This window comes from Rhizobium sp. LjRoot30, assembly GCF_964253915.1.
Lineage (GTDB): Bacteria > Pseudomonadota > Alphaproteobacteria > Rhizobiales > Rhizobiaceae > Metarhizobium.
Genome location: NZ_CAXUSG020000001.1, coordinates 620837 through 645965, shown reverse-complemented (window position 1 = coordinate 645965; position 25129 = coordinate 620837). Strand labels below are relative to the sequence as shown.

23 protein-coding genes are annotated in these 25129 nt (G+C 61.5%); 8 read left to right on the top strand and 15 right to left on the bottom strand.

Annotated elements, in window-relative coordinates:
- Window positions 1-4 precede the first annotated feature (4 nt).
- From ACSQ3I_RS03250 to dmeF, 7 genes are all read left to right on the top strand, one after another.
- Window positions 5-1291 (top strand): NAD(P)/FAD-dependent oxidoreductase, encoded by a 1287-nt coding sequence (locus tag ACSQ3I_RS03250; protein ID WP_435995993.1) that lies wholly within the window; start codon window positions 5-7, stop codon window positions 1289-1291.
- A 100-nt stretch (window positions 1292-1391) separates the two neighbouring features.
- The gene (zwf, locus tag ACSQ3I_RS03245) at window positions 1392-2864 is read left to right on the top strand and encodes a glucose-6-phosphate dehydrogenase (protein WP_435995991.1); all 1473 of its coding nucleotides are present in this window, start codon (window positions 1392-1394) and stop codon (window positions 2862-2864) included.
- 4 nt (window positions 2865-2868) lie between these two features.
- Complete coding sequence (gene pgl / locus ACSQ3I_RS03240; protein ID WP_435995990.1) at window positions 2869-3567, top strand: 6-phosphogluconolactonase; 699 nt, start codon at window positions 2869-2871, stop codon at window positions 3565-3567.
- 136 nt (window positions 3568-3703) lie between these two features.
- The gene (gene edd / locus ACSQ3I_RS03235; RefSeq protein ID WP_435995988.1) at window positions 3704-5521 is read left to right on the top strand and encodes a phosphogluconate dehydratase; all 1818 of its coding nucleotides are present in this window, start codon (window positions 3704-3706) and stop codon (window positions 5519-5521) included.
- 151 nt (window positions 5522-5672) lie between these two features.
- Complete coding sequence (locus ACSQ3I_RS03230) at window positions 5673-6083, top strand: nuclear transport factor 2 family protein (protein ID WP_435995986.1); 411 nt, start codon at window positions 5673-5675, stop codon at window positions 6081-6083.
- Window positions 6084-6181: 98 nt separating this feature from the next.
- A complete protein-coding gene (locus ACSQ3I_RS03225; RefSeq protein ID WP_435995984.1) occupies window positions 6182-6460 on the top strand; it encodes a metal/formaldehyde-sensitive transcriptional repressor in 279 nt (92 codons plus the stop codon).
- Window positions 6457-7392, top strand: a complete 936-nt coding sequence (gene dmeF / locus ACSQ3I_RS03220) for a CDF family Co(II)/Ni(II) efflux transporter DmeF (protein WP_435995982.1) — start codon at window positions 6457-6459, stop codon at window positions 7390-7392. The genes ACSQ3I_RS03225 and dmeF overlap by 4 nt, the downstream gene beginning before the upstream one ends.
- 12 nt (window positions 7393-7404) lie before the next feature.
- On the opposite strand, the gene ACSQ3I_RS03215 is transcribed toward dmeF, so the two are convergent.
- From ACSQ3I_RS03215 to ACSQ3I_RS03190, 6 genes are all read right to left on the bottom strand, one after another.
- Window positions 7405-7758 (bottom strand): hypothetical protein, encoded by a 354-nt coding sequence (locus tag ACSQ3I_RS03215; RefSeq protein ID WP_435995980.1) that lies wholly within the window; start codon window positions 7756-7758, stop codon window positions 7405-7407.
- A 151-nt stretch (window positions 7759-7909) separates the two neighbouring features.
- Window positions 7910-8998, bottom strand: coding sequence for an ABC transporter ATP-binding protein (locus ACSQ3I_RS03210; protein ID WP_435995978.1), 1089 nt, complete (start codon window positions 8996-8998; stop codon window positions 7910-7912).
- A gap of 101 nt (window positions 8999-9099) precedes the next feature.
- On the bottom strand, window positions 9100-10755 hold the full coding sequence (bglA, locus tag ACSQ3I_RS03205) for a beta-galactosidase BglA (RefSeq protein WP_435995976.1): 1656 nt from the start codon (window positions 10753-10755) through the stop codon (window positions 9100-9102).
- Window positions 10756-10791: 36 nt separating this feature from the next.
- Window positions 10792-11955, bottom strand: a complete 1164-nt coding sequence (locus ACSQ3I_RS03200; RefSeq protein WP_435995974.1) for a carbohydrate ABC transporter permease — start codon at window positions 11953-11955, stop codon at window positions 10792-10794.
- Between the two features lies 1 nt (window position 11956).
- Window positions 11957-12970: a carbohydrate ABC transporter permease gene (locus tag ACSQ3I_RS03195; RefSeq protein WP_435995972.1), complete on the bottom strand. Its 1014-nt coding sequence runs from the start codon at window positions 12968-12970 to the stop codon at window positions 11957-11959.
- Window positions 12971-13231: 261 nt separating this feature from the next.
- Entirely contained in the window at window positions 13232-14593 is a 1362-nt protein-coding gene (locus ACSQ3I_RS03190; RefSeq protein WP_435995970.1) for an ABC transporter substrate-binding protein, read from the bottom strand.
- A 313-nt stretch (window positions 14594-14906) separates the two neighbouring features.
- Between ACSQ3I_RS03190 and ACSQ3I_RS03185 the strand changes: the two genes are divergently transcribed.
- Entirely contained in the window at window positions 14907-15929 is a 1023-nt protein-coding gene (locus tag ACSQ3I_RS03185) for a LacI family DNA-binding transcriptional regulator (protein ID WP_435995968.1), read from the top strand.
- 22 nt (window positions 15930-15951) lie between these two features.
- On the opposite strand, the gene folD is transcribed toward ACSQ3I_RS03185, so the two are convergent.
- From folD to flhA, 9 genes are all read right to left on the bottom strand, one after another.
- The gene (gene folD / locus ACSQ3I_RS03180; RefSeq protein WP_435995966.1) at window positions 15952-16851 is read right to left on the bottom strand and encodes a bifunctional methylenetetrahydrofolate dehydrogenase/methenyltetrahydrofolate cyclohydrolase FolD; all 900 of its coding nucleotides are present in this window, start codon (window positions 16849-16851) and stop codon (window positions 15952-15954) included.
- 126 nt (window positions 16852-16977) lie between these two features.
- Window positions 16978-18945: a hypothetical protein gene (locus ACSQ3I_RS03175; RefSeq protein ID WP_435995964.1), complete on the bottom strand. Its 1968-nt coding sequence runs from the start codon at window positions 18943-18945 to the stop codon at window positions 16978-16980.
- Between the two features lie 51 nt (window positions 18946-18996).
- Window positions 18997-19881, bottom strand: a complete 885-nt coding sequence (locus ACSQ3I_RS03170; protein WP_435995962.1) for a WecB/TagA/CpsF family glycosyltransferase — start codon at window positions 19879-19881, stop codon at window positions 18997-18999.
- A gap of 318 nt (window positions 19882-20199) precedes the next feature.
- Window positions 20200-20739: a hypothetical protein gene (locus tag ACSQ3I_RS03165; protein WP_435995961.1), complete on the bottom strand. Its 540-nt coding sequence runs from the start codon at window positions 20737-20739 to the stop codon at window positions 20200-20202.
- Window positions 20739-21104 (bottom strand): hypothetical protein, encoded by a 366-nt coding sequence (locus tag ACSQ3I_RS03160; protein ID WP_435996277.1) that lies wholly within the window; start codon window positions 21102-21104, stop codon window positions 20739-20741. The genes ACSQ3I_RS03165 and ACSQ3I_RS03160 overlap by 1 nt, the downstream gene beginning before the upstream one ends.
- 14 nt (window positions 21105-21118) lie before the next feature.
- Window positions 21119-21676, bottom strand: coding sequence for a rod-binding protein (locus tag ACSQ3I_RS03155; protein ID WP_435995960.1), 558 nt, complete (start codon window positions 21674-21676; stop codon window positions 21119-21121).
- Between the two features lie 32 nt (window positions 21677-21708).
- Complete coding sequence (locus tag ACSQ3I_RS03150; protein ID WP_435995958.1) at window positions 21709-22128, bottom strand: hypothetical protein; 420 nt, start codon at window positions 22126-22128, stop codon at window positions 21709-21711.
- Between the two features lie 32 nt (window positions 22129-22160).
- Window positions 22161-22913: a flagellar biosynthetic protein FliR gene (locus ACSQ3I_RS03145; RefSeq protein ID WP_435995956.1), complete on the bottom strand. Its 753-nt coding sequence runs from the start codon at window positions 22911-22913 to the stop codon at window positions 22161-22163.
- On the bottom strand, window positions 22910-24997 hold the full coding sequence (gene flhA / locus ACSQ3I_RS03140) for a flagellar biosynthesis protein FlhA (RefSeq protein ID WP_435995954.1): 2088 nt from the start codon (window positions 24995-24997) through the stop codon (window positions 22910-22912). Before flhA ends, ACSQ3I_RS03145 begins: the two co-directional genes overlap by 4 nt.
- Window positions 24998-25129: the final 132 nt, after the last annotated feature.

The following is a 25129-nucleotide window of genomic DNA, read 5'->3' as shown; positions in this document are numbered from 1 at the left end:
GGTCATGACATGGCAGAGCCCTATTTCACCGGGGATCACCTGGTATCAATCCTCCGTGGGCGCACGGCCGGACTATCCGGCGCTTGACGGATCGAAGACAACAGACGTCGCCGTGATCGGCGGCGGCTTCACCGGCCTGCAGGCCGCCTATACCCTGGCGAAAGCCGGCGTCTCGGTCGTTCTGATCGATGGCGCCCGCTTCGGCGACGGTGCCTCTGGCCGCAATGGCGGCCAGATGGGCACCGGCCAGCGCTGGGCGCCGGAGGAGATGGAAGAAAAGCTCGGCTACGAAGCTGCCCGGACGCTTTTCGACCTCGCCGAAAGCGCCAAGAGATACGTGCACGATTTTTCCGCCGAGCACGGCATCGACATCGAGTTCATGCCCGGCCAGATGAACGTGGCCCACAAGCCGGGGCATGACCGCGACTACAAGGAAAGCATCGAGATCGCCGCCAGCCGCTACGACTATCCGCACCTCAGCTTCATGGATGCGGCGGAGACGGCAGAACGCGTCGGCTCGAAACGCTTTCATTGCGGCATGCGCGATACCGGCACCGGCCATATCCATCCGCTAAAACTTCTGGTCGGTGTCGCCAGGGCGGCGCAGGCGGCGGGTGCACAGCTTCACGAGTTGACGCGGGCCACCGCCATCCGCAAGGTCGGAGCCAAGATCTTCGTCGATACGGAGAAAGGCACGATCACCGCCGACCGGGCGCTGATCGCCACCAACGCCTATATCAACGGCCTGGAGCCGGTGACGGCGGCGCATGTGATGCCGATCGGCTCCTTCATCGGCGCCACCGTGCCGCTCGACGATTTCCCGCACATCATCCCGGGACACGAGTCGATTGCCGATTCGCGATTCGTGGTGCGCTATTTCCGCAAGAGCCGCGACAACCGCCTGCTGTTCGGCGGCCGCGAGGCCTATACCTCCGACCATCCGAACGACATCTCCATCCATATCCGCAAGCAGATTGCCGAGCTTTATCCGGAGCTTGCCAATATAGAGATGACCCATTCCTGGGGCGGCTTCGTCGGCATCACCCTGCCGCGGCAACCTTTCGTGCGCGAGGTCATGCCGGGCGTCACCTCGATCGGCGGTTATTCCGGCCATGGCGTCATGCTGTCAAATTATTGCGGTAAGCTTTATGCTGAAGAGGTAATCGGCAGCGCCACGGGACTCGACCCGTTCAAGGCGCTGAAGATACCGCCTTTTCCCGGCGGGCCGCGTTTCCGCTCGCCGCTGCTGTTCCTGGCGCTGACATGGTATGCCTTGCGCGACAGATTCTGATCCCTCCCGCTTTCGGGAGTTTTTACCGCACCGCACTCTGGCTTTTTTAAATCGATTAGATTAAAAGAGCTTCCAACCACGCATGATTGAGAGACGCTTCATGAGCAGCCAAATCATTCCAGTCGAGCCCTTTGACTACGTCGTCTTCGGCGGCACGGGCGATCTTGCCGAACGCAAGCTTCTGCCGGCTCTCTACCATCGCCAGCTCGATGGCCAGTTTACCGAACCGACGCGCATTATCGGCGCATCGCGAAGCGCGCTGACACACGAGGAATACCGCAAGTTTGCCGACGAGGCGCTGAAGGAGCATCTCAAGAAGGGCGAATATGACGAGGCGGAAGTCAAGAAATTCTGCGCCCGTCTCTACTACATCTCCGTCGATGCCCGTTCCGATGCGGGCTGGGACAAGCTCAAGGAACTGCTCGACGACGGCAAGGATCGCGTCCGCGCCTTCTATCTCGCCGTCGCCCCCGGCATCTTCGGCGACATCTCGGAGAAAATCCGCGATCACAAGCTGATCACCAAGACGACCCGCATCGTCGTGGAAAAGCCGATCGGCCGCGACCTCGCTTCGGCGCTGGAACTCAACAACACCATCGGCAAGGTGTTCCGCGAAGAGCAGATCTTCCGCATCGACCACTATCTCGGCAAGGAGACGGTGCAGAACCTGATGGCGCTGCGTTTCGCCAACGCGCTTTATGAGCCGCTGTGGAACTCCGCCCATATCGACCACGTGCAGTTCACCGTGTCGGAAGCCGTTGGCCTGGAAAGCCGCGCCGGCTACTACGACAAGGCCGGCGCCCTGCGCGACATGGTGCAGAACCACATCCTGCAGCTGGTCTGCCTTGTGGCCATGGAAGTGCCGCCGTCGATGAATGCGGAAGCTGTGCGCGACGAAAAGCTGAAGGTGCTGCGGGCACTGAAGCGCATCGACAGCACCAATGTCGAAAAGCTGACCGTCCGCGGCCAGTACAAGGCAGGCGCTTCCGCCGGCGGTCCGGTCAAGGGTTATCTCGAAGAACTCGAAGGCGGCGTCTCGAACACCGAGACCTTCGTCGCCATCAAGGCCGAGATCAACAACTGGCGCTGGGCCGGCGTGCCCTTCTACATCCGCACCGGCAAACGCATGGCCGAACGCATGTCGGAGATCGTCATCACCTTCAAGCCGATCCCGCATTCGATCTTCGACGATGCCGCCGGTCGTATCGTGCAGAACCAGCTGGTCATCCGCCTGCAGCCGAACGAAGGCGTCAAGCAGTCGCTGATGATCAAGGACCCCGGTCCGGGCGGCATGCGCCTGCGCAACGTTTCGCTCGACATGAGTTTTGCCGAAGCCTTCGACGCCCGCAGCGCCGATGCCTACGAGCGCCTGCTGCTCGATGTCATTCGCTCCAACCAGACGCTGTTCATGCGCCGCGACGAAGTCGAGGCCGCGTGGCAGTGGGTGGACCCGATCCTCAAGGCCTGGGAAGCCACCGGCCAGAACGTTCAGGGTTACACCGCCGGCACCTGGGGGCCGAGCCAGGCTATCGCTCTGATCGAACGCGACGGCCGCACCTGGCATGAGAGCTGAGCCGATGGCCGCAACGCTCCACACCTTTGCAAGCGGCGCCGAACTGGCGGATAAACTGGCGACGGCCGTTGCCGAAAAACTTGCCGCAGGCATCGCTGCCCGCGGCGCGGCAAGCCTTGCCGTTTCCGGCGGCTCGACGCCCAAGGCCTTTTTCCAGGCGCTCTCCCGCAAGGCGCTCGACTGGCCGAAGGTGACGATCACCCTCGTCGACGAACGGTTCGTGCCGGCAGACAATCCGCGCTCGAACCATCTCCTGGTTGCCGAGAACCTGCTGCAGAGCGAGGCGGGCCAGGCGGTCTTCCTGCCGCTCTACCAGCCGGCGGCAACGGCGGAAGAGGCCGCGCAACTGGCAACGACGGAAACGACGGCAATCACGCCGCCCTTCGACGTCGCCATTCTCGGCATGGGCAATGACGGGCACACGGCCTCCTTCTTCCCCGGCGGCAGCAATCTGGCGCTGGCGCTCGATGCGGCGACACCGCGCGGCATCGTGACCATGGAAGCGGACGGCGCCGGCGAACCGCGGCTCACCTTCACCTTCTCCAGCCTTCAGGATGCCCGTTTCCTGGTGCTGCATATCGAAGGCGAAGCCAAGAAAACCGTGTTGGCCAAGGCGGAAGGCGACGGCGCGGAACAGGAGATGCCTATCCGGGCGGTCCTGCGCCGGGCGGCAACGCCGGTCGATATCTATTGGGCGCCCTGACGGCACCCGTTTACCCGGACGGCTTCCGGCCAGCCTTGGCCTGAAACCGTTCTTGAAGCGAACAGCGCGCAAAGCGGACCCGGACGATCCCAGGCGTCACGGAACCCTTGCGCGTGACAAAGGACAGGATGGAACCATGAGCGCAGATTCCCGCATCGCCGCGATAACCGCACGCATCGTCGAACGGTCGAAACCGACCCGAGAGCGTTATCTCGACCGTGTCCGCGCCGCCGTCGCCAAGGGCGTGCACCGCTCCGTGCTGTCCTGCGGCAACCTGGCGCACGGTTTTGCCGTCTGTTCCCCCGCCGAGAAGCAGGCGCTGGCGGAGGACCGCGTGCCCAACCTCGGCATCATCACCTCCTACAACGACATGCTTTCGGCCCATCAGCCTTTCGAAACCTATCCGGCGATCATCCGCCAGGCGGCGACGGAGGCCGGCGGCATCGCCCAGGTGGCCGGCGGCGTGCCGGCGATGTGCGACGGCGTCACCCAAGGCCAGCCGGGTATGGAGCTTTCGCTGTTTTCCCGCGACCTGATCGCCATGGCCGCCGGCGTCGGCCTGTCGCACAACATGTTCGATTCGGCCGTCTATCTCGGCGTCTGCGACAAGATCGTGCCGGGCCTGACGATCGCGGCGCTGACCTTCGGCCACCTGCCGGCGATCTTCATTCCGGCCGGGCCGATGACCTCGGGCATTCCCAACGACGAGAAGTCGCGCATCCGACAGCTTTATGCCGAAGGCAAGGTCGGCCGCGCCGAACTACTGGATGCCGAATCCCGTTCCTATCATGGACCGGGCACCTGCACCTTTTACGGCACCGCCAATTCCAACCAGATGCTGATGGAGATCATGGGCTTCCATATGCCCGGCGCCTCCTTCATCAATCCCGGTACCCCCCTGCGCGAGGCGCTGACCCGCGAGGCGACGAAGCGGGCGCTCGCCATCACCGCCATGGGCAACGAATTCACGCCGGCCGGCGAGATGATCGACGAACGCTCCATCGTCAACGGCGTCGTCGGCCTGCATGCGACGGGCGGTTCGACCAACCATACCCTGCACATCGTCGCCATGGCGCGCGCCGCCGGCATCAAGCTCACCTGGGAGGATATTTCCGACCTGTCCGACGTCGTGCCGCTGCTTGCCCGCGTCTACCCCAACGGCCTTGCCGACGTGAACCATTTCCACGCCGCCGGCGGCATGGGTTTCCTCATCAAGCAACTGCTGCGCCGCGGCCTGCTGCACGACGACGTGCGCACCGTCTTCGGCCAGGGGCTCGACGCCTACACCATCGACGTCAAGCTCGGCGAGAACGGCAGCGTGCATCGCGAACCCTCGCCGGAAGACAGCGCCGACCCCAAAGTGCTCGCCCGCATCGAAACGCCGTTCCAGCCGACCGGCGGCCTGAAGATGCTGACCGGCAACATCGGCAAGGCGGTGATCAAGATCTCCGCCGTCAAGCCGGAACGCCATGTCGTGCAGGCACCGGCCATCGTCTTCAACGACCAGCAAGAACTGCAGGATGCCTTCAAGCAGGGCAAGCTCAACCGCGATTTTATTGCCGTGGTACGCTTCCAGGGTCCGAAGTCGAACGGCATGCCGGAACTGCATCGCCTCACCCCGCCGCTCGGCGTGCTGCAGGACCGCGGCCACATGGTGGCGCTCGTCACCGACGGCCGTATGTCGGGCGCTTCCGGCAAGGTGCCGGCGGCCATCCACCTGACGCCGGAAGCCAGCGAGGGCGGCCCGATCGCCCGCATCCGCGACGGGGACATCATTCGCCTCGACGCCGTTGCCGGCACACTTGAGGTGATGGTGGATGCCGCGGAGTTCGATGCCCGCCCGCCGGCCGAGGTCGATCTGGAAGGCAACGAATTCGGCATGGGCCGCGAGCTGTTTGCCCCCTTCCGCCGGGCTGCCGGTGCTGCGGAATACGGCGCCAGCGTCTTGTTCTAACCCATGTGATCGGTTCCCTCTTCTGTCTGCACTGAGAAGAGGGCATCGTTTCTGTGCGCCGCTGCGTTAAAAATACCCGTTGCCGCCTCCCCCTCCAGTTGCATTTCTGTGACTTTGGCGCAAACTCATGCGAGAGGCGGGAGGAGAGACCATGGCCAGCAAAGAGGAACTGATCCACGCAGTGCAGGAACTCTACAATGCACGCAGAGCCAAGGATCTCGACGGGCTGATGTCCTTTACCGATCCAGCCTGCAGCTACCGTATCGTCGGCGGCGAACGCCTCGGTGCCGAGGCCACGAAGGTGGACGACCCCGAAATCCTGCGGCAGCATCATGAGGTGCTGATGAACACCTGGGATTTCTGCAACCTGCAAATCTCCAGCATCCATGTCGATGGCGACACCGTGTTCGTCCACCATGCCGGCCAGGTCAGCTTCGTGCCCAGCGGCGCATGCTTCGCCGCGGAGTTCATGGATAAGATAACCTTCCGGGACGGCCGCGTTATCGATGTGGTGCAATTCATCGATACGCTTCAGGCCGCCAAGGTGATGGGCATCGCATAAACCGACATCCGTAAAAGTGAGAAGCATTGGCTTTACTCTGCAGAGCTAATGAATTGAGAGCTTTACGCGCTGCATAAAATAGGGTACCCCCCTATAGTATGAGTCATCTTTCGAAGAACAAGACGCGCCTGCTTGCCCGAATCCGCCGCCTGAAAGGCCAGATGGAGGCGATCGAACGGGCGCTCGAAGCCGATGCGCCCTGCGGCGATATCCTCAATCAGGTTGCGTCGGTGCGTGGCGCCGTCGCCGGCCTCACGGCCGAACTGATCGAGGACCACATTCGCGAGCATATCTCCAACCCCGATCACGACGAGGATCCGGCACGGGCACAGGGTGCCGCCGAATTGATCGACGTCGTCAGGATGTATCTCAAATGACAAGATCCCGGCTTGCCAGCCCGCATGACCACGTCTTCCTGGGTGAGGACCACGAACGCAATGAACGCCGCACTTGGCTGGTGATCGCGCTCACCACCATCATGATGGTGGTGGAAATCGTCGCCGGCATCAGTTTCGGCTCGATGGCGCTGGTTGCCGACGGCTGGCACATGTCCACCCATGCGGCGGCGATGCTGATCGCTGCACTCGCCTACGTTTACGCCCGCCGCAACCGCAACAATCCGCGTTTCACCTTCGGCACCGGCAAGCTCGGCGACCTCGCCGGTTTTGCCAGCGCCATCGTGCTCGCCATGATCGCATTGCTCATCGGCTGGGAAAGCCTGCTGCGCCTCTATTCGCCGGTAGCGATCGATTTCGGTCAGGCCGTGATGGTCGCGACCATTGGGCTCGTCGTCAACCTGGTCTGCGCCTGGCTGCTGCGCGCCGATCATGGCCATCACTACCACGACCATCATCACGACCATGGCCATCATCACCACCATGGCGGCGACAACAACCTGCGGGCCGCCTACCTGCACGTGATGGCCGACGCCCTGACGTCGGTGCTTGCCATTGCCGCACTCTTGATCGGCAGTTTTTACGGATGGCCGTGGCTCGATCCGCTGATCGGTCTGCTTGGCGGCCTGATCATTGCCCGCTGGTCATGGGGATTGATACGGGATTCAGGCGCGGTACTGCTCGACTATCTGTCGGCACAGGAAGAGCTACCGGATGAAATTCGCACGGCTCTGGAAGTTGAAGAGGATGAAATCACTGACCTGCATGTCTGGCAACTTGGTCCAGGGCATCATGGAGCCATCATTTCGCTGCGGTCTCCTCGCCCGCAGTCGCCCGGCTTCTATCGGCAACGCCTTGCCGATATCCATGAATTGTCGCATGTCACCATCGAAGTGGAGACGAAGGCGGCCTGAAACGAGGTCGTTTCAGGCGCGAATGTCGAGAACCCGGTCGCGATGCGCGGGATGCGTCGAATAGACGAAGATCTTGTTCAGTTCCTTCTCGGAAAGAACGCGGAGGAAGCGGATTTCGACGGTATTGTTGGCGTTGACACGCATCAGCATGCAGCCAACCTTGGTGATGCGCGCATCCGGCAGGTCGAGATAGAACTGTTGCGGCAGCTTGTACTGGGTGAGAAGCGCCAGGATCGCACCGCTGCGGGAAATACGGACAATGTCGCACCGGCGGGACGCCATGTTCATGACGCCCTTTTCGGTATACTCGATACGCGCGGCGTTCATCGTGTCTTCCATCGGGAACCGCGTCTCGCGGTCATACATGAAAGACTCTTCCTTCCTCAGAAAATGGCCCTTTGAACCGGCGGTCGTCACGGTGCGGTCTCCTTTTGTACAGTGAAATCAGTGTATCCAAGGAGTTTTAACAGAAGGTTTGAGAAGTGACGGACCTGTGCCGTTTTTGCAGGAAAGGTGCCTAATTTCGGTACGACTTTCCGTCTGCATCAAAGAGATGCAGTTTGGCGGTATCGGCGGTAAAGCGCATCGTCTGTCCCTTGCGGGCATCGAGGATACCCGGAATCTTGGCGATGATCGGTTCGCCCGCCACAAGGCCTTCGATGTAAAGCAACGTCACTTCGCCCAAAGCCTCGACAATGGAGATATTGCCTTCGAACAGGTAGTCGTCGTCCATGGCGAGGCGCAGATCTTCCGGTCGTACGCCGAAACTCGCCGTCTTGCCCTGCTGCGATGCATCGGTTGCAACCTCGATGCGGACCAGCTTGCCGCCGGTCAGTTCGACATTGGTCTCGGCGCCGGTCTGGCGGATGGTTGCCGGGATGATGTTCATTGCCGGCGAGCCGATGAATTTCGCAACGAAAAGATTAGCCGGGCGCTCGTAAAGCTCCAGCGGCGCACCGACCTGCTCGATATGGCCGGCGGAAAGCACGACGATACGGTCGGCGAGCGTCATCGCTTCCACCTGGTCGTGCGTGACGTAGATCATCGTCGTATCGGCCATCTGCTCCTTGAGCCTGGCGATCTCGATGCGGGTCGCGACACGCAACGCCGCGTCGAGATTGGAGAGCGGTTCATCGAACAGGAAGACTTTCGGATCGCGGCAGATGGCTCGACCGATGGCAACACGCTGGCGCTGGCCGCCGGACAGCGCCTTCGGCAGCCGCTCCAGATATTTCGTCAGCTGCAGGATATCGGCGGCGGCGCGCACCCGCCTGTCGATCTCCTGCTTGCTTTCGCCGGCGATGCGCATGCCGAAAGCCATGTTGTCGTAGACCGTCATGTGCGGATACAGCGCGTAGGACTGGAAGACCATGGCGATGCCGCGCTTGGACGGCGGCACCTCGTTGACCCGCTGGCCGTCGATGACCATTTCGCCGGAGGTTATCTCTTCCAGGCCGGCGATCATCCGGAGCAGGGTCGACTTGCCGCAGCCGGACGGACCGACAAAAACGACGAACTCACCCTGCCTGATATCCAGGTCAATCCCGTGGAGGACATGCACCTGCCCGTAGGACTTACGGATATCCTTGAGAACCACTCCGGTCATTTTCCCCTCCTGTTGTTGTCGCTAGAGCATGTCCGCTTTTCTCCGAAACGCGAAAACGCTCTATCTTTTTGTTCCTACGCCGTTCCCGTACCGGAACCGTCCTAGACATGCCGCGCGAAATAGGCGCCCCATGCCGGCAGCTCGATCGAACCGACGCTTTCCCTGCATTCGAAGCCGTGATCGGCCAGATGCTGCCAGTTGCCGTCAGGCAGAACCGTCGGTTTAGACTCACCGCTCATGTTGAAGATGCACAACAGCGATTCATTGCCGTGGGTGCGCGTAAACGACAAGATCGCCACATCCGGCTCGAAGAAGGAAATCGTGCCCTTGGCGAAGGCCGGGAAGCGCTTACGGAAGGCGAGGAAGCGGCGATACTGCTCCAGCACCGAACGCGGATTGCCGGTCTGCTTGTCGACGGCATGCGGCAGGTGCTCCGACGGGATCGGCAGCCAGGTCTTGGCCGCGACGCTGAAGCCGCCATGGGCAACGTCTGCCTCCCACACCATCGGTGTGCGGCAACCATCGCGTCCCTTGAATTCCGGCCAGAACTGGATGCCGTAGGGGTCCTGCAGGTCTTCGTAGGTAAGCTCGGCTTCGGTGAGGCCCAGCTCTTCACCTTCGAAAATGCAGACGGAACCGCGCAGCGACAGCAAAAGCGCCGCCAGCATTTTCGCATAGGCATCCTTGTCAGCGACCTGCATGCCCCAGCGCGAGATGTGCCTGATGACGTCGTGGTTCGAGAAGGCCCAGCAGGCCCAGCCCTGCGGCGCCGCTGCCTCGAACGCCTGCTGCACCTGCACGACACGCAACGGGATCAGCGGATCCGGCGCCAGGAACTCGAAGGCGTAGCACATCTGCATCTTGTCGTTATCGGAGGTGTATTCGCCGACGATCTCCAGGCCGCGCTGGCTGTCGCCCACCTCGCCGACGGCGGCAATCGCCGGGAATTCATCCATGACGGCGCGAAAGCGTTTCAGGAACTCCAGGTTCTCCGGGCGGTTCTTGTCGTAGAGATGCTCCTGGAAGTTATAGGGATTGACCGCCGGTGCGGTGTTGGCGTTGCGCTGGTCGGGGGCGAGCGACGGGTTGTCGCGCAGTTCCTTGTCGTGGAAGTAGAAGTTGATCGTGTCGAGACGGAAGCCATCGACGCCGCGCTTCAGCCAGAAACGCGTCATGTTCAGGAGCGCGTCCTGAACCTCCGGATTGTGCAGGTTGAGGTCGGGCTGGGTCGAAAGGAAGTTGTGCATGTAATATTGCATGCGGGTCGAATGCCAGTGCCAGGCAGAGCCGCCGAAGATCGACAGCCAGTTGTTCGGCGGCGTGCCATCCGGCTTGGCATCGGCCCAGACATACCAGTCGGCCTTGGCATTGAAGCGGCTGGAGCGGCTTTCGACGAACCAGGGATGCTGGTCGGAAGAATGCGACATCACCAGGTCGATCATGACGCGGATGCCGAGCCGGTGCGCCTCCGCGATCAGCGCGTCGAAATCGGCCAGCGTGCCGAAGATCGGATCGACATCCTCGTAATTGGAAACGTCATAGCCGAAATCCTTCATCGGCGAGGTGAAAAACGGCGAAATCCAGATGGCGTCGGCACCGAGGGCTGCCACATGCGACAGCCTGGAGGTGATGCCCTTGAGGTCGCCGATACCGTCGCCATTCGAATCCTGGAAGGAGCGCGGATAGATCTGGTAGATCACCGCGCCGCGCCACCAGTCCTTGTCCGGCGCCAGGATGGAATCCGTAGAAATGCTCATGCTGCAAAAGTCCTGTTGGTCAGAAATATGCTGGTATCAGCCGCCCTTGACCGAACCCGCCAGCAGGCCGCGCACCAGATAGCGCTGCAGGGCGAAGAAGACGATCAGCGGAACGATGATGGTGATGAAGGCCGAGGCAGTGAGGATCTCCCAGTTGCCGCCGCGCGAACCGAGCAGGGCATTGAGATTGCCGGTCAGCACGATCTGGTCCTTGGTGGTGCCGAGGAAGACCATGGCGACGAGCAGGTCGTTCCACACCCAGAGGAACTGGAAGATCGCGAAGGAGGCGAGTGCTGGAAACGACAGCGGCAGCACGATCTTGACGAAGATCTCGAAATCGCTGGCGCCGTCGACACGGGCGCTTTCGATGATCTCCTTGGGCAGGCCGACCATGTAGTTGCGCAAGAGGTAGATGGCGAGCGGCATGCCGAAGGCGGTATGCGCCAGCCAGATGCCGGCATAGGTCTTCGACGGCACGCCGAAGATCGTGCCGATCTCGTTGTACATGCGCAGGAGCGGGATGAGCGACATCTGCAGCGGCACGACGATCAGGCCAACGACCATGGCGATCATCAGCGTCCGGCCAGCAAACCGCATCCACGACAGCGCATAAGCAGCAAAGGCAGCGACGAGGATCGGGATGATCGTTGCCGGGATGGCGACCGTCAGCGAATTGATGAAGGCGCGGCCGATGCCTTCGGAATTCAGCACCGTGCGGTAATTGTCGAAGGTGAATTCCGGCGGCGTCGTCACCGTCAGGTAGATGCGCCGGCCGCGGGAACCGTCGAAGGCTTCCGCCTTTGCATAACGATAGCTGCCGTCGGCATTGACCTGCAGCGTCTCGCCCTCGCCGAGATCGGCGGTCTCGCCGGCCTTGACGGCCGACGGCTCCTGGATGCGGGTGCCGAAACTGTCGATCGTGCGGGCATCGCCGGCTTCCCAGATATTGCCGGCAATGACGTAGAGGTTGCCCTCCTGCTTTTGCGTCGTGGGGTCGGCGAGGCGGGCGACCTCGGTGCGATGCGCGGTCGACAGCGCCGTCCACCAGCCGGAGACAGCAAGCTGGTCCTTGTCGCGCAGGGCACTGATGAAGATGCCGAGCGTCGGGAACAGCCAGAGCACGACGATGACAAGCACGGAAATATGGACGATGAGGCGGGGAAGGCCGATACGGCGAAGCTGGGTGACGGCTGCGGCCATCTCAATGTCCTCCCATTTCGCGGTTGGCGCGGCGGATGTTCCACACCATGATCGGCGTCACCGCCAGCATGATGATGACGGCGATGGCCGCACTTCGACCGCTGTCGCCACCGCCGCGGAACATCCAGTCGAACATCAGATTGGCGAGGACGATCGTGTTCCATTGACCGTTGGTCATGGTCAGCACGATGTCGAAAACTTTTAGCACCAGGATGGTGATCGTCGTCCAGACGACGGCGATGGTGCCCCAGATCTGCGGCACCATGATCTTCCAGAAGATCTGCCAGCCATTGGCGCCATCGATGACGGCGGCCTCGATGGTTTCTTCCGGAATGCCGCGCAGCGCCGCCGAGAGGATGACCATGGCGAAACCGGTCTGGATCCAGATGAGGATCGCCATCAGGAAGAAGTTGTTCCAGAAGGGCAAGGCGATCCACACCTGCGGCGTGCCGCCAAGCCCCTGGATCAGGGCGTTCAGAATGCCGATCTGCGTTTCGCCTTCGGCGCGATAATCGTAAACGAATTTCCAGATGACGGAGGCACCGACGAAGGAGATCGCCATCGGCATGAAGACGAGGCTTTTTGCAATGTTGCCCCACCAGATGCGGTCGGTCAAAACGGCGATGACCAGGCCGAAGAAGGTACAGGCGGCCGGCACCACGGCAAGCCAGAGGATGTTGTTGAAGATCGACTGGCGGAATTCGCGGTCGTTCAGCGCCCACAGGTAGTTGGACAGGCCGACGAATTGCGTGCCGCCCCGGTCATAGAAGGAGAGGATGAGCGTGGCGATGACGGGATAGACGAGATAGATCAGAAGGATCAGCAAGGCCGGCCCGACGAAGAGCCAGGGCCGCACGATCGCCCGCCGCCTGAGACTGCGCGACGCGGCCATGACATCGCCGTCGCGCACCGGGAAGATCATGTCGAGCAGTTTGTTGGAAAGCCAGAAATAGGCGACGCATACCAGCACGCCGACGATCATCACGCCGACCGCGGAAACGATCTGCTCAACCATCGAAACCCCTCCCCTACATGGTTATTTGTCTTGTCGTCCCCGCCGGTCTGCCGCCGGCTTGAAGCAGTATGTTTTATGTTCTTAATTTCAGCATGCTGGCGATTGCGGGAGCCCCCTCATCTGCCTGCCGGCATCTTCTCCCCGCCAGGGGAGAAGAGACCTAGGGGCAATGAAGGCGCTCCGTCCGCCTTCTCCCCAGCGGGGAGAAGGTCCCGGCAGGGGGATGAGGGGGTACCTCCCCCTCATTGGATAGCGAAACGCTTACTTGATCGCGTCCCAGGCCTTCTGGATATCGGCGGCGACGTCGGCTGCCGGCTTGCCGCCGACATAGTCGATCATCCCCGTCCAGAAGGCGCCTGCGCCGACCTTACCGGGCATCAGGTCCGAACCGTCGAAGCGGAAGGTGGTGGCGGTCGTCAGGATCTCGCCTTCCTTGCGCAGCGTGTCGTTGCCGTAGGTGGCGACATTGACGGCCTTGTAGGGCGTCAGGAAGCCGGACTGCGCCATCCAGATCTCATGGGCAATCGGCGTCTTAAGAAATTCGAGGAAGGCGCGCGCGCCCTTCGAATCCTTGGTGATCGCCATCAGCGTGCCGGCGCCGAGAACCGGGCGGCCAAGCTCGGGCTTCGAGGCATAAGGCGGCATGTAGAAGAAGTCCGCATCCTCGCCGAGCTTCGTGCCTTCGGGGAAGAAGGACGGGATGAACGACGCCTGATGATGCAGGTAGCACTTCGGAGGAACACCGAAGAGACCCTTCGGACTATCGCGGAAGTCGGTTGCTGCAACGCCGGCAGGGCCACCATCGGCATATTTGTCGGTGAGTGCGAACTTGCCGAACTCCTCGATGCCACCGACCACGGCAGGATCGTTGAACGGGATCTCGTTCTTCACCCACTTGTCGTAGACCTCAGGCGACTGAGCGCGCAGCATCAGGTCCTCGACCCAGTCGGTCGCCGGCCAGCCGGTGGCGCCGCCGGAGCCAAGACCGATGCACCAGGGCGTTCCGCCATCGGCAACGATCTTGTCGCTGAGCGCGATCAGTTCTTCCATGGTCTTGGGGACTTCGTAACCGGCTTCCTCGAAGTTCTCCGGTACGTACCACACCAGCGACTTGATATCGGCCTTGTACGGGAAGGCGAAGTAGGCGGCAGCTCCGTCCTTACCCTTGTAGGTACCGAGATCGACCCAGGACTGGCCCGCGCCGTAATTTTCCTTCACCCAGTCGGCCTCACCCTGGCCGAGCGGTGTCAGGAAACCCTTGCTGGCGAGGTCGGCCAAAAGGCCCGGCTGCGGCAGGATGGCGACGTTCGGCGGCGAACCCGCCTGCGTGTCGATGACGATCTGCTGTTCGTAGTTTTCCGATGAGGAATATTTCAGGTCGGCGCCGGTCGCCTCGACGAAATAGTTCAGCACGGTCGTGAACAGCGTTTCGTCGTCACCGCGCCACGGGCCGAAAACGGTGATGGTCTCGCCCTTGAGATCCGCATGCGCTGCCTTGAAGGCATCGTAGCTCGCCCAGTTGAACCGCGCATCCTCGCCAGGCTTGAATTTCAGGTCGGCAGCCGACGCACCAGACGCCAGCAAGGCTGCGGCGGCAACGCCGAGCCAGAACGATTTCTTCATGTGACTATACCTCCCGATCACAAAAGCGACTTGTGAATTCCTCGATCAGATTGGAGATGCCGAAGTTTTTTCAAAGCGCTTTGACTACCTTTCATCTCACTCCGCGGGAAAAAATGTCAAGCGCTTTTGCAGGCCAAAGTGGAAAACTCATAGCTTTTGCAACGCAACATAATTTCGCCGCGCAGCACGATCTTTTCCGGTTTGCGTAACGCCTGCACGCTGTTACATAGGTCGCAACCGCTTTGGGGCCAGAAGAACGATGAAAAAACATCGTTCTAGCGGGAGGCTGGTAGCGGAGGTGGGACGGCGTGACGTGAATTTGAAAGAGCTTTCCAAACTGCTGGGCTTGTCGCAGACAACCATCAGTCGCGCATTGAACGGATATCCCGAAGTCAATGCCGCGACGCGGGAACGCGTGCTGAAAGCAGTCAAGGAAACCGGCTACCGCCCGAACAAGGCGGCGCAACGGCTGGCGACCGGCAAGGCGGGCTCCATCGGCCTTGTCATGCCCACCGCTCCCGGCCACATGTCAGACGTGCATTTCGGCGAATTCCTCGGCGGCCTCAGCGAGGCTGCGGTGCGCCACGATTTCCACCTGGTGGTGATGCCGTCCGATCCCGACGACGAAGCCGGCGCCCTGCGACGGCTGGCGGCGAGCGGCAATGTCGACGCGCTGGTGCTGGCCTACATGCGCGCCAACGACCCGCGCCTTGCCATGTTGCGATCGCTTTCGCTGCCGTTCATCGTCCACGGCCGCTCGCGTGATGCCGAGGAGGACTATCCTTTCGTCGACATCGACAATGAAGCCGCCTTCTACGAAGCCGCAAAACTCCTGCTGCAACTCGGGCACAAGCGGATCGCGCTGATCAACGGCCAGGAATATTACGATTTCGCCATCCGGCGGAAACAGGGGGTTGTCAAAGCCCTTGCGGAAAAGCAGCTGGCGCTTTCGCCTGACATGGTCAGCCATTCCGCCATGAGCGACGATTGTGGCCTGGCGTCCATGGAGCGCTTCCTTCGCCTGCCGGAGCGGCCGACGGCGGTGCTCTGTTCCAGTACCGTGCTGGCGCTCGGTGCCGTCCGGGCGATCAATATGGCGGGATTGAAACTCGGCGAGGACATTTCGCTCATCGCCCATGACGACGTGCTGCCGGTGCTGCGGCCGGAACATTTTTCCGTACCGCTGACGACGACGCGCTCGGCCTTGCGGGCCGCAGGCCTGCGGATCGCCGAACGGCTGATCGAACGCTCGAAGAACGACGAGGCCGAGCCACAGCAGGAGCTGTGGAAGGCGGAACTGATCGTTCGCTCCTCCACCGGTCCTGCGCCGACCTGACCGGTGCTGCCTATCGCTGCGATCAGAACTTCGGGGCCGGCCGGCCAGCGGCGCGATGGGCGGCGATAACGGTATTGGCCATCAGCATGGCGATGGTCATAGGGCCGACGCCGCCGGGGACCGGCGTGATCGCACCGGCAAGCTCGGCGCATTCGGCATAAGCGACATCACCGACCAGCCGCGTCTTGCCTTCGCCCCTTTCGGGCGCCGCGACACGGTTGATACCGACGTCGATGATGGTGGCACCGGGTTTCACCCAGTCCGCCTTGACCATTTCCGGGCGACCGACGGCGGCGACGAGGATGTCTGCGGCGCGGCAGATGCCGGCGAGATCTTTCGTACGCGAGTGCGCCATGGTGACGGTCGCGTTGCAGGCAAGCAAAAGCTGGCCCATCGGCTTGCCGAACAGATTGGAGCGGCCGACGACGACGGCGTTCAGGCCGGAAAGATCGGCGCCGTGGATGGTGCGCACCAGGATCAGCGCGCCGGCCGGCGTGCAGGAGATCAGGCCGGTTTCCAGATCGCCCGTCGCAAGCTTGCCGGCATTGACGACGTGCAGGCCGTCGACATCCTTCTCGGGACGGATCGACTGGATGATCGGCTCGGAATTGAGATGTTTCGGCAGCGGCAGCTGCACCAGGATACCGTGGATCGACGGGTCGGCATTCAGCGTCTCGACCAGGGCGGCGAGTTCTTCCTGCGTCGTCTGTTCCGGCAGCGTGTGCTGCACGGATTTGAAACCGCATTCCTTGGCCATCCGGCTCTTGGAGCCGACATAGGCGTGGCTTGCGGGATCGTCGCCGACGATGACCACTGCAAGGCCTGTCTTGACGCCGGCCTCCGCCTCCAGCGCGGCACTTTTCGCCTTCACCGCATCGATCACAGAAGCGGCAACCTGCTTGCCATCAATCACCGTCGTCACGTGTTCCTCCGGGCTCGAACCGCCTGCAATCTAGGCTGTGTTTTTAGCAGGAATGTGCCTGCCAACGCCCTATGGTGTCTGAAACCGACAAATGCAAGCGGATTTGACGACGGATGCCCGTGTCGCTCAGCGGCCGCCGCGCCGGTCTGCCCAGTCCTGCACCCGCTGGCGCAGGGCCGCAACCTCTTCCTTGATCTGGCGGATGTCCTGCTGGCTATCCTCCTCGCGGAACATTGTCGGGGCAACGCGGCGCAATTCGGCCATCAGCGACGGCTGGCGATAACCGGCATGGTCACCATCGTCAAACGCATCGTAATACTCCGGAGCGGAGACCGCATGCGCCCGGTGTTCACCAAAGCGTTCATCGACATGCGGCTGCCATTGAGCTGCCTGTTCGGGATAAAGCTGCGGATGATCCCATTCCGCCGCAGCACGATAGGCATCCGGGCGCTCGAGCGGATCGTCCAGGGCATCCTGCGCCACGACATGGCGTTTGCGCCAGGCATGCATCATGCCGAGCGCGCAGGCGGCGGCGGCAAGCACAAGCAGGATGGCGAAGAAGAACTCACCGAAACGTGGATCGTCCTGCGTCTGCGGCAGCGGCAACGCCATGGCGGGCATAGCCGGCGTCGCTATGCTCGCGGTGACCAGCGGATCGACGGAGCCGGAATCTTCGTTCTGGGCCAGCGCGCTGCGGAAGGTTTCCTGCGCAGCCTCCACCGCCGACTGCAGCGCGTCGTAGCGTGCAAGATCGATGCCGGTGCCTTCGAGTTTTTTCGTCGCTTCCGCCGATTGCGCGGCCAGCTGTTTGGCTTTTGCCTGCGCCTGCTGCAGCGAGGCGCGGCCTTCGGCGAAGGCGTTGCGCAATTCGCGCTCGATATCGGACTTCAGTGTATCGACCATCGTCTGCGCCGTCTGCAGCCGTGGATGCCGTGGGCCGAACGCGACGGCGAGTTGTTCCAGCGCGATCTTGGCGTTGACGTAGCGTCCACGCAGATCTTCCAGCGCCGGTGTCAGCAGGGCCGTGGGGAAGCTGCCGTCGAGAAGGCTGGAAAGATTTCCGGAAACGGTTTTGCCGCCCTCGTCGTTCAAGCGCTTTTGCGCCAGCGCATTTTCGAGGCGCAGCTTGTCGACTTCGTTCTTGAGCTTGATTGCCGCCTGCAATTTCTCTCCGCCGCCGGCGGTGAATGCCTGCAGGTCCGCCTGCGCCTTTTCGAGCGCGATCCGTTCGGCATCGACATCCGGACCGGCGACGGCATCGACCTTGCGGACCGGCCGCTCGGCATTGACCGCTTCAACGAAGGATTCCGCCATCGCACCGGCGATGGCCGCGGATTTCTGCTCATCCGAACTGCGGACGGTGACGACGATGCTTTCGTCGGAAGGATCGATGGTGGCATCGACCGCGGCGCGCAGCCTGGCTTCGGTGCCGCGTTCGAAATCCGCTTCCGGCGACGAGGTCAGAAGCTCGGTGAGCACGCCCCAGGACGAGGCCGTCCCGGCCGCGAATTCCGGATCGTAGTCGAGCCGAAGCTTCTCCACGGTCTTCGAGAGGACGTCGAGGCCGGTAACGGCCGAAAGCCTTGCATTCAGCAAGGCAAGCCTTTCGCCGCGGTCGGCAATATCGTTCATCTCCAGCGCAATATGCGCCGAAGCCACCTGCGGCTGCGTGCCGAAACCCCACAGGCCAGCCGTTGCGACAGCGACAATGGCGAGCGTCCCGGCCAGAAGATAACGGAGCCGCAAAAGGCGCGGGCGATTGTGCGCTTTCACCGGGCTCCTTGTGACGGGCGGATGGTTCTGCTGTTCTTCGGCGGCCCGGAACTGCCGGGGCGCACCGGCTGAGAACTCGGCAGGCCCGGCCGCTACGGGCCGGCGTGAAGGATCCTGGCGGGACAGGATGGAGCCGATCGTTTCCGTCAGGCGTGGATCGGCCGGCTGCTGGAGTATTACGGTCTCCGGCGACCGCGCGCCCCTGCCCTGGCTGTCACCGCGCGTCGATGGCGGATAACGTCCGTCGAAGGTATCTGCCCTGGAATACATCTGCTTCATCGCCATGACCGCCCGCGCTGGAACGCAACCCGGCCGACGCATGCCATCACCGGGATTCTTAACGCAGATTAAATTTTCATGGCAAAGAAAAGGTTAACGTCCGCTGCCCGCTGCCGCCTTGGGGCCGGGTATTTCCGTACGACCGGCCTCGAAATCCGCCGTCTGCGGCAACGGGACGACGGGCAGCCGCTCCGCGGGCGCGGTGATGGCCGATACATTTCCGAAACGGTAACGCAACAGATTGCAGAGAAAGACCGGAATGCCGATCATGTAACGCGGCCACAGACGCTTGGGCTCCAGAAACAATCTGTAGGCCCATTCCAGGCGCAACCGGCGCACCAGCGACGGCGCTCGAGGCACCGCGCCGGCAGCAAAATCAAAAAAGGCACCCACTGTCAGCACCAGCCGGGCATGTATCGGACGGATGTTGGCGTCCACCCATTTTTCCTGCAGCGGCGTTCCCATGCCGACGATCAGGATGTCCAATCCCTGTCGTTCGATGTCGTCGACCACGTTCTGGCTGTTCTGCTTGTCGAAGAAACCATCGGAAATGGCCACGACCTCATGCCAGGGCGCATGGGCATGCAAATTCGCGGCAGCCCGATCAAGAACATCCCGGCGCGCGCCGACAAGGCCGATGCGCATCGGATGGGTCATGTAGGTCAGGAGTGCCGGCACGAAATCGGTGCCGTTGAGATTGGCGGGAAACGGCGCGCCATGGAAGATCCGCGACGCCAGGTCGATGCCGATGCCATCCGGCAGAACCAGGTGCCGGGCCAGTACCTGCCGATATTCCTCATCGGCGATCATCAGGTTGGCATTGTTGGCGTTCAGGAAAGACACGACCGTCTGGCCGAAGGGCAAGCATGCCAGATCGTTGAGGAAGGCCAGAGCACCCGGCCAACCGCAATCGCAGACGGACAGGCCGAACAGCGTGCGCCGCGATGCCAGCACCGCAAAATTGGCAGCAAGGTTCATTCATTTCCCCCATGCGCACAAAACCGGCACGTTGCGGCACCCGTCATGGCACCTCCGGCAACCGGACACGGCTCTAAGATGGTCTGCCGAAGCGGGCGGCCAGGATAAAAATCGCCTTGCGGCATCCTTCCGTCCACCGGGCGAACCGACTGCTCCAAGCTATAGAACGGAAGGATGAAATGCCGTTTAAGTCATTGTTTAAAATTGAAGACGTTTTCAGATTGGAACAGCACCACAAAAGAAAATCCGCCCTGCGAAAGGGCGGATTTCATCGTGTAACAATTTCGGGCGGCCGGCTGCCCGGCATGCACGGGTAGATCAGTGCGACTCGCTCGCGGCTGCCGCCGGCGTCTCGGCGGTGGTCCCTTCGACGATCTTGACCGGCTGCTTGACGTTTTCGGCGCCGCCGCTGACCCGCGTGTCCGACTTGGCAAGATAATCGAGCTGCTCGACCATCACGTCGGCAACGATCTCGTCGCCGAAGCGCTTGTTCATGCCTTCCTTGACGCTCTTGCGGAACTCGTCGACATTGAAGGTCGAGGTATCGGCAATGTCGACCATCTTGTTGCCGACGAGGAGCGTAAACAGCTCGTCCGTCATGTATTCCGTCATCGGCAATTCGACGCCCTTCATCTTCTCCTTGTCGAGCATGAAGGAAATCTTGCTGAGGAAATAGCCTGCGACCTTGCCGTTGGAAATCATCGGCAAGGTGATCGATTCGCCCTTGACCAATTCAAGGGCTGCTTTCTTCTCGGCATCCGGATCCGTCGCCGGCGCCGTGGCCATGACGACGGAAAAATACACCGTCCCCAACGTGACGATGCAGACCCAGGCTCCTGTGAGAATAAGCTTGATCATCACGAATCGCTATAGCGGAACTGTTCCTGGGAATAGGTGCCGTCAGCATCCGCTTCCTGAACGGCATTCTTGAGGATATCGGCAACGGCACGCACGGCTTCCAGATGCGCCTCGACGCGCTGCTGGTTGACCACGAGCTTCTTCTTCAGGCCATGCAGCTGGTCGACATACATGGTCGACATCTGGCGCGGGTCCGTATCACGAAACAGCATCGTCAGTTCGTAGAGGCAACGGCTCTTGTGCGCGTTCGAAACCTTGAGGTCGAATTCCGGATCGGCGCCGATACGCGTATTCTCGTTGTCGATGATCATCTCCAGCCGTCCGAGGACCGACTTGATGCGATAATCATTCGAAGCTACTTCAATGTTGACCGTTCCGCTCATGAGTTTTCGGCTCCCTCGTTATCTGTCGCCACTACGCCGAAAGTGCGCCGCTCGAAATCGGTCACCATGCTGAGTGCGAGCTTGCGTTCGTTGTCGTCGGTGACAACGTTGCTCATTTCATCGTTCTGCGCCCGCATCAGAGATTGCGAGAACATCTGTGCGGCAATGCCGACGCCGCCGGCCTTCGCAATGGAATCGCCGATCTGCTCGGCCATCATGCCTTTCCAGATCTCACCGGCGTTGCCCTTGCCGTATAGCTCTTCGCTCTCCGGCAGCATCGAACCGACGAAGCTCTGCAGCACCATGGCTTCGAACTTGCGGTAGCTTGCAGGAATTTTTGATTTGTCGGACGAAACATTGCCAAGACCGGCGCTCGACGCAGTGGTGTCGAGCTGATCGATGGCATTGCTGAAACCGGCGCCGCTTTCCGTCAGGCCGCGGGCAGCCGCTGCCGCACGCGTCGTCATCAGCTTCTGCTGAGCCGCCTGAACGGCCGCCGGATCGGCTGCCTTCACAACGTCCAGGACCAAATCACTTGGGGGTGAGATAGCCACGTGTCATTCCTCTCATTTCAGATCGGAACAAGTTATGGCTTTTCAACCTTGCTGGAGGCTGGCGTGTTTATCAGAATGAGTTGATCTACGAGATCGTAAATACTTTCATCGGCTTCGCCGCGCTCCTCGAGGGTGCGCGCCTCCTTCATGTTCTCCTCCAGCCGGTCGCCCTTGGCCCGCTCGCGCATGATTTTCATCTCCTGCACCTGCTGGATGCCCGCCAGTTGCTGGTCGCGCACCGAGAGCCTTCCGAACCGCTCGGAATAATGCTGGGTGAACAGGCTATGGATGCCATCGACAGAACCGATGGCCTGGATGACGACATCCATCGATTCGTTGATTTCGTGCCGGTAGCGCGTCGTGGCGGCAAGATCGCTTTCCGCCATCTTTTCCAGCTGGCGCTGAACGGCGACCAGGCGCTTGAGTTTTTTCGACTTGCTTGTTGCAGCCATGACCGTTTCCGTCTTGAAGGCAGCCCCGAAGGCTAACCGCCGATGAACACGCCGGGAAATGCGTTGGCAAACAGCCGCAGCAGGGCCGCGACCGAAAGATAGAGCATGAACAGCCCGCCCATGAGCAGGTAGGGCGTCGAGATGAAGTAGATCGGGATCTGCGGTGCCAGCTTGTTGATCAGACCGATCGAGAGGTTGAACATCAGGCCGTAGAGGACGAAGGGGCTGGCGAGCCGCAGCATGATATGCATCGTCTGATCCAGCGTATCGGTCAGCGTGATCAGCGATTTCTGGCTGCTGAACAGCGTCCCCGGCGGCATGCTGGAATAGGAATCGATTACCGCGCGGAAGACGATGTGATGGAAATCCAGCGCGAACAACACCATCAGTCCGGCAAAACTGATCATGTTCGTCAGCTGGTTTTCCGCCGTGTCTTCCAGAGCGTCCGGCGCGGGCGGCGAGTTGAAGCCGATCATCAGGGTGATGACGGTGCCGGTAAACTGCAGGCCGAGTGTGAAAAACCGCGCCAGCATGCCATACATGACGCCAACAGCCAGTTCGTTGACGATCAGGAAGATGAACGTCACCCGATCGCCGGAAACACGCGGGTAGATCGTGTCCCAAAGCAAAGGCAGCAGCGCCATTGCGACGGCCATCGCCGTCAGCATCCTGATCATCACGGGGAGGCGAGCCGATGTAAACCCCGGCAGGACCATCATGCACCCGCCCACCCGGCATAACACCACGAAGAGGGCGAGTACGGTCCCTTGGGGGTCGTCAATCATGAAATAGAGCCCAGGATCTTGATTTCGATGCCCTTGGCCAGTTCCACATGGGACAGGACCGGCAGCGTCGCAAACAAGCGTTCGATGATCATGCGCACATAGGAGCGTGTTTCCGGCGACGTGACAAGCACGAAAGGCAAGCCGCGGTCCATGAATTCACGGATAACTTTGGTCGCCTGCTCGCTGAACTCTTCGAGACTGCGCGGATCGATGTCGAATTCGACGACTTCGCCCTTCGCATCGCGCTTCAGCGCCTGGTGGAACACGAGGTCCCACTTGCTGCCGAGGCGCAACACGCGCAGCACGCCGTTGTCGGCCAGGTCGCCGCAGAGCTGCTGCGCCATGCGGACACGGACGTGCTCGACGATCTGTTCGGTCTTGCGGACATGCGGCGCGAGTTCCGCCACAGCTTCGAGAATCAGGTGCAGGTTGCGGATCGAGACGCGTTCGGCAAGCAGCAGCTTGAGCACCGCCTGCAGGCCCGAGTAGGACATGTGCGTCGAGCAGATCTCGTCGGCGAGCTTCTTGTATTCCGGATCGAGACGATCGATCAGCACCTTCACGTCCTTGTAGGACAGAAGCTGCGGCAGGTTGTTGCGAATGACTTCGCTGACGTGGGTCAGAACCACCGAAACGTTGTCGATCGGGTGGAACCCTTCGCGCTTGAGGTCTTCGGTGAAGGCCTCGAGGACGGACACCGCCGGCATGCCGAAGGCGGGTTCGCGGATTTCGTCGCCCGGCACGCTCGGCTTGCGGCCCGAACCGGTGACGACGAGAACTTCGCCGACACGCAGCAGGTTCGATGCCACCGTCGTGCCATGGATGCGGATCTGATAGGATTTTTCGGCGATGGCGATATCGTCCGTCACCTTGATTTCGGGAACGACGAAACCGTACTGGCTGGCGAACTTCTTGCGCATCTTGCCGACGCGGAAACCCAGTTCCTGGTGTGCGCCGAGCAGACGGGTCGAGACCAGCTTGCCGAGCGCCAGCTCGATTTCGGAGGTCTTGAGGACTGCCTTGACCGAATCCTTTTCCTGCTCCTTGGTCTGCACCGCCATCTTTTCCTCCTGCTCGCGCAGGATGGTGCTTTCCTTCTCCAGCTGACGGGGAATGAACCAGCTTCCGAACGCCATCAGGCCGCCAAGCGCCATGAAGGGCAGCATCGGCAGTCCGGGTACGAGCGCCAGCAGCACCATCAGTGCAGCCGCGACCGAAAGCGCGCGGGGATAACCGCTCAGCTGGTTGATGACCGCCTGATCCGTCGAACCCGACGTACCGCCGCGCGATACGAGCAGGCCGGCGGCCAGCGAAACGATCAGGGCCGGAACCTGGGAGACGATACCGTCGCCGACGGACAGCTTGACGAAAACATCGGCGGCTTCGCCGATTTCCATGCCGTGGCGGAAGTAGCCGATAATGATGCCGCCGAAGATGTTGATGGCGGTGATGAGCAAGCCGGCGACGGCGTCGCCGCGCACGAATTTCGAGGCACCATCCATCGAACCGAAGAAGGAGCTTTCTTCTTCCAGTTCGCGGCGGCGGCGCTGCGCTTCCTTCTCATCGATGATGCCGGCCGACAGGTCGGCGTCGATCGACATCTGCTTGCCGGGGATCGCGTCCAGGGTGAAGCGGGCGCCGACTTCGGCGATACGCGTCGCACCCTTGGTGATGACGATGAAGTTCACCGTCACCAGGATGAGGAAGACGATCACACCGATGACGAAGTCGCCGGACATGACGAGCGCCGAGAAACCGGCGATCACATGGCCCGCCGCCTCGTGGCCTTCATTACCGTGAGAAAGGATGACGCGGGTCGTGGCGATGTTGAGCGCCAGGCGCGTCATCGTCGCGATCAGCAGAATGGTCGGGAAAGACGAGAAATCCAGGGGTTTCTGGATCCACAACGCCACCATCAGGATGAGCACCGAGAAGGCGATCGAGAACGCCAGGCCCATATCGATCAGAAACGGCGGGATCGGCAGGAACAGGATGCAGAGGATGCCAACGATGCCGAGCGCGAAGCCGATATCGCGGGTGCTGCCGCCGAACTTGGGAATAGAAATTGCAGGTGTCTGCGCCATACTTGTCCATCTCCTCATGAGAGGCGGGCAAGGGAAACCGACCCTTCTTGCCCAATTGGAAACGATGGATAGTCAGCGAAGCTTGCGCGAGGGTGGCAGGACCGAACGAAAATGCAAAACGGCCGGAACGCG